General features: G+C 50.1%; 10 protein-coding genes. All 10 read right to left on the reverse strand.

What is annotated here, in order from left to right:
- Positions 1-16: 16 nt before the first annotated feature.
- Positions 17-2,215, reverse strand: coding sequence for a dihydroxy-acid dehydratase domain-containing protein (locus JET16_RS03460; protein ID WP_199614173.1), 2,199 nt, complete (start codon positions 2,213-2,215; stop codon positions 17-19).
- Positions 2,216-2,308: 93 nt separating this feature from the next.
- Complete coding sequence (locus JET16_RS03465; protein WP_199614174.1) at positions 2,309-3,361, reverse strand: TRAP transporter substrate-binding protein; 1,053 nt, start codon at positions 3,359-3,361, stop codon at positions 2,309-2,311.
- A 44-nt stretch (positions 3,362-3,405) separates the two neighbouring features.
- Positions 3,406-4,431 (reverse strand): C-terminal binding protein, encoded by a 1,026-nt coding sequence (locus tag JET16_RS03470; protein WP_199614175.1) that lies wholly within the window; start codon positions 4,429-4,431, stop codon positions 3,406-3,408.
- A 13-nt stretch (positions 4,432-4,444) separates the two neighbouring features.
- A complete protein-coding gene (locus JET16_RS03475; RefSeq protein WP_199614176.1) occupies positions 4,445-5,722 on the reverse strand; it encodes a TRAP transporter large permease in 1,278 nt (425 codons plus the stop codon).
- Positions 5,723-6,277 carry a TRAP transporter small permease gene (locus JET16_RS03480; RefSeq protein WP_325176599.1) on the reverse strand — a complete coding sequence of 185 codons (555 nt, stop codon included), beginning with the start codon at positions 6,275-6,277 and terminating at the stop codon, positions 5,723-5,725.
- 32 nt (positions 6,278-6,309) lie between these two features.
- Complete coding sequence (locus JET16_RS03485; RefSeq protein WP_199614177.1) at positions 6,310-7,359, reverse strand: TRAP transporter substrate-binding protein; 1,050 nt, start codon at positions 7,357-7,359, stop codon at positions 6,310-6,312.
- An 838-nt stretch (positions 7,360-8,197) separates the two neighbouring features.
- A complete protein-coding gene (locus JET16_RS03490) occupies positions 8,198-10,051 on the reverse strand; it encodes a TolB family protein (protein ID WP_199614178.1) in 1,854 nt (617 codons plus the stop codon).
- On the reverse strand, positions 10,044-10,553 hold the full coding sequence (locus tag JET16_RS03495) for an RNA polymerase sigma factor (protein WP_199614179.1): 510 nt from the start codon (positions 10,551-10,553) through the stop codon (positions 10,044-10,046). Before JET16_RS03495 ends, JET16_RS03490 begins: the two co-directional genes overlap by 8 nt.
- A gap of 383 nt (positions 10,554-10,936) precedes the next feature.
- A complete protein-coding gene (locus JET16_RS30485; RefSeq protein WP_267908647.1) occupies positions 10,937-11,062 on the reverse strand; it encodes a hypothetical protein in 126 nt (41 codons plus the stop codon).
- A gap of 608 nt (positions 11,063-11,670) precedes the next feature.
- A complete protein-coding gene (locus JET16_RS03500; RefSeq protein ID WP_199614180.1) occupies positions 11,671-13,992 on the reverse strand; it encodes a golvesin C-terminal-like domain-containing protein in 2,322 nt (773 codons plus the stop codon).
- Positions 13,993-14,271 lie beyond the last annotated feature (279 nt).

A 14,271-nucleotide genomic window follows, 5' to 3' on the forward strand; every position in this document is an offset into this window, starting at 1 on the left:
TCCCATCCTTTCTCCCCTATTTTATTGTTATTGATGTGTAAAAAGTGACGTCTGCTCGGTAGTCAAGCATGGCTTCCTCGTACACACTGATTGGAACCACACCGTGTGCAGCGTCGGTATGGCCTGTCATCCGATTGCTGGCAGCCACCTGCCTTTGGCGCGTGCGAATGGTGGCAAGCCGGCTTTCCGCCAGCTCCGCTCTTTCCGCTTTGATGTCCTCGAAGGACCATTCCAGTCTGCCGCTGCGAAATGCCGCTTCGTCCACAAATTGGATCTGCCGTTCGCGAAGATTCAAGTACAACAAATCGCCCGTTTGCAAGTAAAGAATACCGCCGCCCTGGCCGGCCTCCGGCGTCATATGCCCAATCGCTGCACCATAAGTTACCCCTGAATAACGTCCGTCGCTGATTAGCGTGGCGAGCCGCTTCAGATTTCGATTGGCATTGATATGCTGCATCGGGGTGAACATCTCGGGCATCCCAAACGCCACCGGTCCTTGCCCGGAGATGACAACGGCGATTTTCAACACGCCATGTTCCACCATCCTCTCAAACAGCGCATCGTAGTCGAGAGCATGCAAGTCTTCATAGAGATGCAGCGCATTATGTCTGAGCACGGCCAACAGGTTTTCCCGTGTGAAACTTTGCGCTTGTTTTAGCTTCTTCAGCAAAAGCGTGTCCAACAGGCCGCGGTTGGCGTCATCTTCGTTCTCGTAGTAGAGGACAAACGCCGCTTTCTTATCAAACTCATCCAGTTGGCTCGTCGTCATTCCGCTGATTTTCACAACCGCCGATTCAAAAAAGTTGCCGGTTAGCACATCCACTCCGCTGAACGGTCGGCGCGGACGGGACAGAATAATCGGATTTTCCTTCACATACTCAGCCGATAAGCGGTCCTGTTTGGCCAGCCGTTCACGCCACGTCGTGCCCGTTACCGTAGGCGCATCCACGTCCATCGGCACGCCGTTTTGCATCAGCTCGTAGAACAGCGTTTCCATCCCTCTGCTGCTGCCGCTGCAGCACTGCATCGCGAGAGCGAAGATGTCGCGCCCCTGGGTCAAACTGTAATCAAACAGATCGGGTACGGGATGCTCGTGATGGATCCGGTCCAGATCCTGCAGGCTGAATCGGTAGCCGCCGTACAGCATGGCCGCTACCAAATGCATCATTAAGTTGGTCGAACCGCCAGACGCGCTGTGGATACGAATCGCATTTTTAATGTTGGCCGCCACCACATTGGCGGCGCCAAATACCGGATTGTTAATCATCCCTGCCAGGCTGTCGACGGCCTGGTTTACCTGTTCCTGACTGGGTGGATCCGTTAACAGCTCAACGGCGGGATGCACCAATCCCAGACCGGCGACGAGATGGCGGGAGCTGTTTCCTGTACCGTTAAAGGCACAAACGCCGCCTTTCCCGTCACACGTAGCGACTGCCAACCGCTTTTCGTAATCCTTGTGCACTGCTTTACTGATGATCCCCCTGTCAACTGCGCGTTCAAGAACGCCTTGAAACGCGGTATTGGAAGAACACTGTAAAATGAAAGCCATCGCGTCGCGCAAATCGGCGGCAATGTCAGGCGCTCCCTGCTGTTCCGCCGTCTTTGCCACCTGCTCCAGTTCCGCATACAGCTCAGCCGGGATCGTTCCCCCTTGCAGGACGTGGGCAGGAGCGAAGGTAGCAAAGAACGGCGCCTCGCCACGGTATTGGCGAATCCGGTCAAGATGGGCCATCGCACTGACTACGCCAAGCGGTTGTTTATCACAGCCCTGAATGACAAACGCGCCGTGGTAGCTGTGCGATTCTATCTGATTAACTACCATTTGGGCGACCGCGTTGCGGCTTTGCAGCGAATAGCTCATGCCTTGATTGCTTTGCGCCGTACCGTCACACATTACCGGAGTGGAAAAGTAGAACGGCACGCCGCCGTTTTGCCAGATACGGATGGCTGCGCGGGCAGACGTTTGAAAATCCATGATATGTGCCGGATGGTCTGAGGAACCGCCGATAATCGCGATGCGAGGCGCGTTTTCCTCCAAGCGGTTGTAGATTTCCTCCAGTGTCCAGTCCGGCGTTTGCCCTTGATAGGATGAACCGAGGATTTGTTTCGAGCGATCCAGCAGACCGGCTACGCAAATCGGTTCGTTTGCTTTGCCTTGAACATTTTCCCGATAAGGATTGGTTTCATTTTGGATCGGCGGAAATGGAAAAGACATAGGATTTAACTCCTCCTCACGATTTCAAGTATCGTTCTACCATTCGGCCACAAGCGAAGCAATTCTTCGATGATTCCCATGGTCACGCCGCCTTTACTTTCTTGCCTTCTCTACCTCAGCGTAAAGCTCTTTCACAAGATCCTCGCCGATTTCTTTCGAGAACTTGTCGATCACCGGCTTGATGATTTCCTGCATCTTCGCCATTTCTTCCTTGGTTACCTCATTCACCTGCATGCCTGCTGCCTTCAAATCGTCCAATGCTTTCTTGTTTTCCGCGATGTTCAATTCGCGCTGGTATGTTCCCGCCTCGACAGCCGCTTCCTGCAAAATCTTTTGTTCCTCGGGAGATAGCTTATCCCAGAACTTCTTGCTGACTAGGAAGACGAAGGGTGTATACACGTGCTTTGTTACGCTTAAATAGCCCTGTACTTCATTAAATTTGTTCGATTTGATCGTAGCCAGTGGATTTTCCTGACCGTCTACCGTCTTGCTTTCCAATGCGCTGAATACTTCAGAGAATGCCATTGGCGTGGGATTAGCGCCTAACACCTGAAATGCTTCCAGGTGAACCTGGTTCTGCATCGTGCGAATTTTCAGGCCTTTGAAGTCCTCGGCTTTCGCAACCGGATGTTTGCTGTTGGTCAGATTGCGGAATCCATTTTCCCAATAGCCCAATCCGATCAGGTTGTGGGCAGGCAGTTTCTCCAGCAGTTTTTGGCCGAGCGGACCGTCCAGCACTGCATGTGCTTCCTTCTCGTCGTTAAACACGAACGGGAAGTCAAAGATGCCGTATTCCTTGATCATGCCTACCAACGGCGATGTGGAGGGAATCGTGATTTCCTGCATACCGGCTTGCAGCGCTTCCGTCATTTTTTTGTCGTCACCCAGTTGAGCGGAATAGTAAGGCTGCACCTTTAGCTTTCCGCCGCTCTTTTGGCTGACAAGCTCGGCAAATTTCTTCAAGCCCTGCCCCTCCGGATGATCCTCATTCAATCCGATCCCCGCTTTGATCGTCCGCTCCTGAATCCCGCTGGCAGCCGGCTGTGAAGATGTCGCGGAACTGCCTCCTCCTCCGCCGCACCCTGCCAACAGCAGCAGCGCTGGAACTGTACAACTGATGACTACGTGTTTCATCCACTTTTTCATACTAGATTCCCCCCATGATTTTGATTTACAATTGCATCTACTACTCATATAAGTGCCGCATAGCGGTTCTCCGGCGTGCTCTCTTTTAACCGGACATACTCTTTCACTTGCGTGTTGACCAAATACTTCGGATACTCGCCGTGCAGCAGTACATCGGCAACGCCCATTGCCGCCTTTGCCCTCATCTCCGCGGCAGCTTCTTCTGAATACCAGGCCACATGCGGAGTGAGGATCACATTTCCCATCCGCAGTAACGGATTGTCCGGCGGAATCGGCTCTTGCTCGACTACATCGAGCGCGGCTCCGGCGATCCTTCCCGTCTGCAGCGCTTCAATCAGCTCCGATTCGTCGATCACAGGACCGCGCGACGTGTTAATCACAATCGCGCTCCGCTTCATTAAGGCCAACTGCCCTCTGCCGATCATTCCTTCCGTTGCCTTGGACAAAGGCGCATGAACGGAGAGGATGTCGGCACTGCTGCACAGCTCGTTGAGTGAAACGAGCTGCACTCCCTTTTCCTCTGCCAGCGATACCGGTGCAAACGGATCGTATGCCATGACCCGCAAACCGAGCGGCTTGACTTTCTCCGCCAATACCTGAGGGATTTTCCCGAACCCGACCAAACCAAGCACCTTGCCGCGCAGTCTGGCAATCGGCTGCGTCACTTTGAAATCCCATTCGCCGCTTTTTACAGCTTGATTGGCTATGACAACCTTGCGCGTCCAGGCGAGCAGTAAAGCAAGCGCGTGATCCGCCACTTCATCCATGCAGTAATCGGGTACGTTTGCCACACAAATTCCTTTTTCCGTTGCCGCTTGCAAATCAACCGTGTTTACGCCCACTCCGTAGCGAGCTATCACCTTGCATTTCTCCAAGCGCTCGATTACGTTTCTGCTGATCGGAGCGTACTGGTTAATCAGCGCGTCGGCATCGAAACAGGCAGCGATCACCTCTTCTTCCGTGCGGCATTGCGCCGGAACCAATTGGATGAGCTCGTGGTTCAGAACGCGTTCTTCATACCGCAAGTCAGCGTACTCCCAATCGGTAACGACGACTTTCCACTTGTGCATGCTCTCTCCCCCTTTAGGTCAACCAGTCTAACGGAACGGTAACGATTGAAGGGAATAATATCAGCAGGATGAGAATCAAAACCTCTACCAACAAGAACGGCCAGATCCCTTTCATGATGTCTTCCATACCGATCTTCCCGACTCCGCAAGCTACGTTGAGCACGGTGCCGACAGGAGGGGTGAGCAAACCGATACAGTTATTCAGGATAAACAGCACACCAAAGTAGATTGGGTCGATTCCGGCCTGTTCAATCACAGGCATCAGCACCGGTGTCAGGATCAAAATCGTCGGCGTTAAATCCATCGCTGTGCCTACCAGCAGGACGATCACATTGATCACAATCAGCAACAACAGCGGGCTTTCAATCAGAGGGCCCAACATATCGGTTAACAACGTGGGGATATTGGCCACCGTGATCAACCAGGCGGACACCATCGCGGCACCAACGAGGAACATCACGATGCTGGTGGTCTTGGCGGATGCGACCAAAATATGATAGAGTTGAGAAATTTTCAACTGCCGGTAGACGACAAATCCGACGAACAGGGCGTAAAAGGCGGCTACGACCGCAGCTTCAGTCGGTGTAAACACACCTCCGCGCAGCCCGCCGACGATAATCAGCGGCAAAAGCAGTGCCCAGATCGCTCCTTTGGTCGCGGCCAGCATTTCTTTCGACGACCTGCGCGGGTACACCTCAAACTTGCCTTTTCTGGCCATTGCCCACCAGGTGATCATAACTCCGACACCGATCAGCAGCCCCGGCACAATTCCCGCCATAAATAATTTGGTGATGGAAACGCCGCTGGTCACGCCGAAGATGATCATCGGAATGCTCGGCGGAACGACCGGAGCGATAATCCCTCCGGCGGCAATTAAACCGGTGGAACGGTTCCGGTCGTAACCCGCCTTCACCATCATCGGGATCAAAATAGCCCCCAGTGCCGCAGTGTCCGCCACAGCGGAACCGGATAACCCGGCGAATAGGATGCTTGCCAGGATCGCAACGTAGCCCAATCCGCCGCGGATGTGACCGACAAGCGCCATGGCAAAATCGACAATTCGCTTTGAGATTCCGCCGGCATTCATCAGCTCCCCGGCGAGAATGAAAAACGGAATCGCCATCAGCGGGAAGTTGTCCGCCCCGCTAATCAGGTTTTGAGCCACGATTTGACTGTCAAAAATGTCAAGGTAAAACATCAGGGCAACGCCGCTGAAGAGCAGGGCAAAAGCAATCGGCATGCCAAGAGCCATTACACCTAATAGAGAGCCAAGAAATACTCCTAACGTCATTTATCTCCCACCACCTTGCGCCACTTGTTGCTGACCCGATGCCAGTAATTCTTCTTCCGATTCCCGCGCACGGACAAATTCGTCGACGGAACGCTTGCCGAACAACACGCGATACAAATTGAACACGATGATGATCGCCATACAAATACTCATGACAATCCCGATGCCGTACACGTAAGCGAGCGGCAATCCCGTTGCCGGGGCCATACTCTCCATGTTGATTAGGGTCATTTTCCAGCTGCCGTCCAGCACTAGCCAGAGCACGTACAGCACGAGCCCATTCGTGACCACAAAAACTACTTTTTTCAATACGGGCGAAAGCTTTTTGACAAACATGTCGACCCCTAAATGCTCGTTGTCTTTCAACGCGCCGATGGCTCCCAAAAATGTCATCCAGACAAACAAGAAACGGGACATCTCTTCCGACCAGGTAATCCCCGAGTTAAACAGATACCGCAAAACGACATTGCCGAAAACGAGGATCGCCATAAATGCTAAGGAGAAGGCGATGGCAACATTCAACACGCTGTTGAGAATTTTTTGGGTCTTCCCCACAAAAACCCCTCCCTCTTTTCTTGTCTTGTTCACTACTTTGCCTCCGCTTTGATTTTTTCTACCATTTCCTTGGCCCACGGGTACTTCTGAAAGATTTCATCATAGAGTGGCTGGACTGCCGCTTCCATCGACTGTCTGAACGAATCGTCTGGCGTGGTAAATTTGATGCCTTTCTCCTGCAAAAATTTCTTGTCATCCTCATAGCTCTTTTCCAGCAACTCCCACTCGTAGTCGGCGGATACTTTCGCCGCTTCCTCGATGATTTGCTGCTGCTCGGCAGTAAGCTGATTCCAGAGCTTTGCGTTGATGATATACAGGTTAGGACTGAACATATGACGGGACTCCAAGACATCAGACTGGACTTCATACCAGCCCGATGCCTTCAGCGTTGCAATCGGGTTGTCCTGCCCGTCGACAACTTTTTGCTCAAGTGCCGTGAACACTTCCGAGATCGGCATGGGAGTAACATTGGCCCCGAGCAACTTCCCTAATGTTATGTAGTTGGGAATATTGGGCATTCTCAGACGCAGACCTTTGAATTCTTCAAGACTGGCGATGGTTTTATTTGTTGAGAACATACGGAAACCGTTTGCGCTCCATGCCAGCGGATGAACGCCATGCTTGCTTTCCAATTCTTCTGTCATCTCTTTGCCGACCGGACCATTAAAGACTTTTTTGGCATGCGCGAAATCTTTGAACAGGAATGGCCACTCTCCAACAGCCATCTTGGGAATGTCGGCCTGCATGATCAGCCCCGGAATTCCCATCTCGATCGTACCGTTGCGCACCCCGTCGTAAAACTCCTTTTCCGCACCTAGTTTGCTGTTATCGTAGATTTGTACCTGCAGCGTGCCGCCTGATTTTTCTTCCACGATCTTTTTAAACTTTTCCCGCAGAGCGACGTTCTGCGGGTGCTCAGTCGCGAAGTAGTTGGCTACTTTCAACGTGTGCTTCTTGGCAGTTGATGCAATGCCTCCCTCACCTGGCGAGCCGCTGCCCGCCGTTTGCTGGCCACCGCACCCGGAGAGGAAAATCACTGCCGAAAGAATGAGACAGGATAGGATTGACATGCTTTTTTTCATTTTTGTACCCCCTTTTATTTGTTTTATATTATAAAACTTAGTTTTATCATTTCTGTGTGAATTGGCCTCTGCTTGTCACCAGATTGGGGGGGCTTCCGCTTCCTTCGGTACCGGCGTGGCGATATACACATTCGGCTTCATTTCCAACCTCCTCATTGAGAGAAATGAATCGTTTTATATTATAGAACTGAGTTTTATATTAATGAAATACATGAGACTTTGACCCTTCCTTTTGAAAGCGATATCTTTTTTTGAAAACGCTGTCATAAAAACGGAAAAAGAGAGGTTCGCGTATATGGTCAATTTGTTATGTACTATATTATAAAACTAAGTTTTCGAAACATTCGATCTTTTCTGTTAATTAATATACTATCTTCGTCTGAAAATCATGTCAATGTATTTTAAAAAAATATCTCTGCGGTTACAGGTGCAGGCGTATTGCTGGGCAGTGTATTTGTACTCTGGGCTTCTCTTACAGGGAGAACAGGCATCCAAACCCTTACGCCAGATTATATGGCCAAAGGACTGATTCGTCTGTTAATTTAGCTAAAAAACAAAATACCGAAAGGCCACAAGTGCCTTCCGGTATTCTGCGGATACGTTATGAATTTCCTTGCTTTGCGGCCAATCCGATGATCATTACAATGAGCATGAGTAAATGAATGAGCAGCTCGACACTCATACAGTGTTCCTCCCGCCTTATTGTAATGCTCCTTCGATTTGGCTTCTCCTCTCGAGATGGGCCATTACGTCTCCCGATAACATATATATTTGCCGATCCTGATTTTATGACTAAATCAACGCGGCGTGACTATGTTCGGTACAATTAAACGTTCATTTACGGACGGTCCATCTTTTTATTTATCGCATCCCACTTGTAGTACATCGTCTCCCCGCCGCTTGTCAGCGTGAAGTGCAGGTTGCCTTCATCCCAGTAATAAGAGTGTGTGGATACTTCACCCGTTTCAGAGGACATCTGTTCCTCGATCCATACCCTCTCCTTATTCTTCAAATCAAGCACAAGCAGATGGCTTGCAAAAGTCTTGTCGTCGTCTGAAAACAGGTCCAATGCGGCATAGTCCCCGGTAGAGGAAACGATCATGTTTGCCACTCCGACGTTTTCCATTCCGTTCACCGAAGTAATGTGTTCCAGCGGTTGGAACGTTTTCGTGCCGGTATCGTAACTTACGATCATGACGGATGATTTTTGACCGAAATTCGGATCCTGAAGCGCTTGAACGGTGAAGATCAGCGTATTCCGGCTCTCGATGAACGCAAGCGATGAGAATCGGTATTCGCCTTTTGGCAAAAGCTCCTTCGGAATATCTTCTATCGTAAATAACGTTTGTTTGCCGCCGCCTTGGCCCTCCTCCTGCACCTGTATGGAGCCGTCCGGCGCTTCGGAAACGGCAAGCCAGCCGGTCTTCTTCATTTCATCGATCAAATAGCCGTTCGGCGACTCGGACAAGAAATATCTTACCCGTTGAATCGAGTAACTCGGGTTCGCCGTGTACGACCAATGTTCTTCGACGTCAACATATTCCCTCTCCCCCTCCTGGCCGGAGCCGAGAATGGAATAGCTGACTTGACGCGGATTGGTCACGGTCAAGAAGTCCGGGTCGTTTCTCAACAAGCTGCGCGCAAAATCGTCATCGCGCCGGATGACCGCCTGATTAAACGCTTTTACCGTTTCTATCGCCTCGAGAGTCTTCTCTGAAAAGTCGATCCGCATGATTCTAGTCTGCGAACCTTCCCGGTGATCCTTCTTTAACACGTACAAGCTTTCCGAGCCGGATCCCCATACCGGATTGTAGTAGCTGTAAAGCTCCGGAACGTTCTGTGTGACGGCCCGCTTCGTACGTCCGCTGACGTCCGCGATCCATACCTGATCGGCGTTATCTTTGGATTTCACATAAGCGACATAATCACCGTCACGGGACACGGAAGGAAAGCGTCCCTCGTCAATGACCGTTACGTTGCCGCTGGCCGACTCTATCTTCACCACTTGATCATCTCTTTGAAAAACGACCGCACGTTCACTCTCCGAATATGAAGGGTGTGTTCCTTCACCGATTTCGGCCGGTTTGCCGCCGTCGATGTCCATTTCGTAGATGACTTGAGATGTCTGAGGCTGCGTAACCTTTTTCACGTAAAGTATCGTATGCTCGTCCTTCCAGGAAGGCTGCTCGTAAAACTCGGTTTTCCCGTCCCCCCGCAGCAGTTCGGTGTAGGTTTTGTTTTGCAAATCGTATACTCCGATCGTCCCCTCGTTCGACAGGAGCAGCCTGCTCCCGGCAGGGTCGACGTCCACTTCACTCGCCTCTTGATCCGTTATCCTCCGGAACCCTTGCGGATCGTATACGAACACACCTTTGCCCGCTGCCGGAATGTAGACGGAGCCGTTGTATTCCGACACGCCGAGCGGATTTCCCGAACCGATGTCGACGAACGATACTTGGTTTTGAATTTTCAACGATGCGGCTTCAACCTTCTCCACCTCGCCGGGCAATTGGAAGGTGAACGCGAACAACAGAGCGACCGCCGCAACCGCGCTGATGAAAGCTCTCCTTCGGATCATGCGCCTACGCTTCCATCCCAGGATCGCCGTTCTTAAATTTTGCTTTAGTTGCTCGTTTATCTTTATCTTGTTCTTCAGACGCATCAAGTACTCTTCTACTTGTCTTTCATCCATGTTTGTTTGCTCCTTCCAAGCACTTTGTTACAAGGACGCTCAACTTTTTGAGCAATCGAAATACTTTCGTCTTTATCGCTTCCTCGGATTTTTTCAGGACTTCGCCGATCTCCCGGTTCTTTAAGTCCGCAAAATATCTCAAGTTCACGATTTCCCGGTCCTCCGGCGAAAGATTGGCAAGCGAGCTTTTCACGCATTCCAGATTGTCGTCCAATTCGAATTGCTCCTCGAACGCGCCCGGCTCCTCCAAATTGTGCAGCTGCTCGATAGACACGGTGGATTTCTTTTTCCGGTAAAAATCGACCACGGTATTATGAGCGATCGTGATGAGCCAAGCTTTGGAGTTCGAGTTTTCCCGAAGCGTGGAATGCCGTTCGAACGCTTTGCGGAACACTTCGCTGACGAGATCGTCCGCATCCCACTTGCTGCCTACCTTATAGTAAACGTACCGGTAAACGTCGTCGAAATATTGATCGTATAAATCGATAAAAGGTTCTTTCATAACAGGGGCCCCACCTTTCACAACAAATAACGCGGAAACAAGAAAAAGGTAACACACGATTTAGTAAAAAAGAAAAAGCCGCCGTACTCGGCAGCTTCACATTACATTTATAATTTAAGCAATGCCCGGCGTTCGGCAATTACTCTGCACTTGTCGCATACTCCAATGGCTTTGCCGTATTCGTTTGCATAAAATGTAAGTCGTTTGGATTTTTTCCGGCACATACCGCACTTTTGTCTATCGGCAAACTTTTTGTCGCCTCTGTTCAAGGATAGTTTTATGACGTTTCGTGCTTCTATTTTGTCCTTGATACCTTGTAAGCAATAAAAAGAAACACAATTACACAAAATAAAATTACAATATATTTCATTCCGTCCGTCTCCTTACCGAAATAGTCTCCACAATACCGAAGGCCGGAAGAACCGCTCGGAGGCATCCGCCACGGCGTCGATCACAGGTTGCTCTATTGTGTTTTTATAGATACGTTTGGAAAAATAGGCTGCCAGCATGTGGGTTGCCTCCTTTGCGGTTAAGTGTTAAAAAAGTTTGAAAAAAGCATTTCTTTGGTTCATCTTCCGTTTAGATATTCAAACGGCCGCTTTCACGTTCTCAATGATTCCATTATACGCGAACATTTGTTTGCAATCAACCTACTCGTTTCATATGGAAGCTGGATCTTGTCAGACAAAAATAGGAGGGCAGCGCCCTCCTTTGTCCGAAGCCGATTCATCCCCGACTTATTGAAGGCGGGGTCTTCTCGGCTATGTAGATAAATCGATATTTACGGCTTCCATTGAACTTTTCTCCACATTTAACCATTTAAGCATCCGGGAACCTGCCCCGCCGACGTCAACGACCAAATCTGCCGCAATCTCTTCTTCTATAAGAGAAGACCCGTCCTGTATCTTTACACACTCGATCGTTTTTTGATCAGCGGAAAAAATGAATCCGTCAACACGGGAATGATACTGAAAAGTTACATTATGAATACAACTCACTCGGTTCCGAATATGCCATCCAAGGGACGGACGAGTTTGCTGCACGCCTCGTATTCCATTGTATGTCAATGCGAAAAACCCCTAAAATGCTCGTTAAGCATTCTAGGGGATTTTCCATGTCATTTCGTAGTAACTATGACATTATCGAAAACAACTGTTTGACCGGAGGTTCTCAGGCCGATATAACCGTCGGTCAAGCTCGAATCGTCTGCGCTGATTTTTTGCACCCCGTTGACATAACCTTTAATCGAGCTGCCTTTCAGCTCCAGCCGAAGTAAATACCACGTGCCCGGACTGGCCTCGATGTGAGCTTCTCCAAGATTGGCCCAACTGCCTTTCACTTTCTTGTAAAGCTGGACCTTGTTCGCATCGTAATTGATGTGCATCGTGTACATGCTCGATAAATCGGCATTTGCACGGGCGACCAATCCGGAAGAAGCGTTAGACTTTGTGTTGTTATACGCTTTAACTGCCGCAGTAACCGCTGCATCGGAATAAATTGCCCCTGTTACCGTTTCCGCAGTGCCGTTTCCTGATTGTTTCAATACTTTGGTGCCGTCATCCTCCACGCTCCAATTGCCGCTTAATACCTTCCAATTAAGAGTGCCGCCGCTTTGGAAATGGTCCCCGAAGCTAACCGGTTCGAACATGACCGCATCAGCTCTGGTGTTGGAGCCGGAACTCGCCGTCAATCTCACATAGCCGCCCGTTCCCGCTTCGAAATATGCCGTATCGATCAGCCGCCATCGGCCTCTGCCCATTGTGGTTTGATCGACGGTAACGGTATTTGTTGTGCCATTATGGTAAATCGTGTATTGGGCGTACTCGTTCGACTTCAGATGAGAAGGATATGTGACATATACGTTATAGTATCCCGCTGTCGGAAGGTTTGGCGTCCATTTCGCCGTGCTTCCGCTGTTGCTGCTGTAGCGGGAGCTTCCGCCGTAACTGTCGGGAAGAGAACTGTCGCCCCATGTCCCCGACTCGGTATAACCGCTGCCTACGTTGTCGATGATGACGGCGCCGTTGGACGCAACCGGTCCGATCACGTTGGAATACGGGGAATACAAACCGTCCGCATTTTTTGCCCTGACCCGATAATAATAACTGTTGCCCTTCACGGCCGTCGTATCGCTGAAAATCGGTACGATTAAATTGTAATGACGCGGCGTGGTGATATCGTCGGTCACTTCGGTGCCTATGACGTCCCAAGGACCGGACGGATCGGTCGAGCGTTCGATCTCAAATGCGCCTGCTCCTGAAGCCCCCAGCCAGGAGAGAGTGTTTACTGAGTCCGCAGGAAACATGACCGGTGCATCCGGCGCCGGCCATGCCGGAACGGTTAAACCTTTGATCGAGTAGGAATAACTTCGCAATTTGCCTATGATAACCGATTCGTTCGCCCAATCTCCGGTTGCGAAGCCGGGGTAACGCAAATACACCCAATTTCCAACCGGCTGCCAGTGCCATCCTCCCATCTTGTGATGGGGCATTGTTGCCCAGAACATCGCACCCGAAGTTCCGTTGCTCTGTACGGTGCTGAGCAGCTGCTCGGTTATTTCTGGCGAGAAGTCCCCGAACTCCCCGATAATCAATGGTTTCTTCCCTTTGGTCGTGTTCCTCCATTCGTTGATTTTGGCAATCGGATCGGAGTAGTTGTGATATCTGTAAATATGCGGATCAATGAAATCAATATTGGGGTCATCCAGCGCATTTTGTCTTATTCCCTGAGCGCGTACATATCCTCCGTCCCCTACAAGATGATTGGAATCGAGACTTTTGAAATAAGCGGCCATCTCGCTGACCCAGCTATCGGTGGAATGAAGCTCATTGCCGAGCTGCCAGGCCATTATCGCTTTGTCGTCCTTATACTGCACGTTCGTATAAGTATTGGTCCGGTTAACGACATAATTAATAAAATCTTTGAAATCCTGCTTGATTCTCGGATCGCTCCAGAATTCATCGGCGCTTTTGTTGCGGAATGCCGCCCAGTCGGCAACTCCGCCGACGTAATTGTATTTGTCCACGAACGGAATAATGAGCCGCACATTGTACTGATTCGCCAATTGAAGAACTTTGTCAAACAGCTTAAAGGCGCTCTCGTTATAGTTTCCGGGACCCATCACATGGCGGTAGATGCCTTCGGGATCAGTATTCATTTTCACTTCAAAAGGATACAGGCGAATGACGTCAATTCCCGATATGCTGGCACCCCGAATCAAGTCCTCGATCTCGGTCGGATCCATCCATGCTCTTCCGAGAAACGGGACGTTCGATCCGATAAAGCGAAACTCGGTCGTACCGTCCATGAATTTATCCGCGTCTCGCGTAATAAAATTCGTGAATCCGGCCTGCGCCCGTCCCGGACTAAAGGAAAATAAGGCGGAAACAAGCAATATGAAAGCGCAGAACATGCTTGCATATCTCATCTGATGTCTCATAGCTCTACCTCCTTGTCTTGGAAACGCTTTCAACAAGACGAATCGGCGGTGAAAATAAACATGTGCATCCCCCTTCCATTCACCATAATCCGATTGCACGTGTAACTGCATTCAATAACGAGGTTAAAATAACATGATCTGCGCTTGTTTAAATAGAAACAATTTTAGGGAAGTTATAGAACTATTTTTGGAAAAATAGGACGCTTGGACTCCTGCTTATGGTAGCGCTTGTGATAAAATTCTATTCATGATGTCCAAGAACGGATAGACTAAATAAAA

It is taken from the genome of Paenibacillus alkalitolerans (assembly GCF_016482785.1).
Lineage (GTDB): Bacteria > Bacillota > Bacilli > Paenibacillales > YIM-B00363 > Paenibacillus_AE > Paenibacillus_AE alkalitolerans.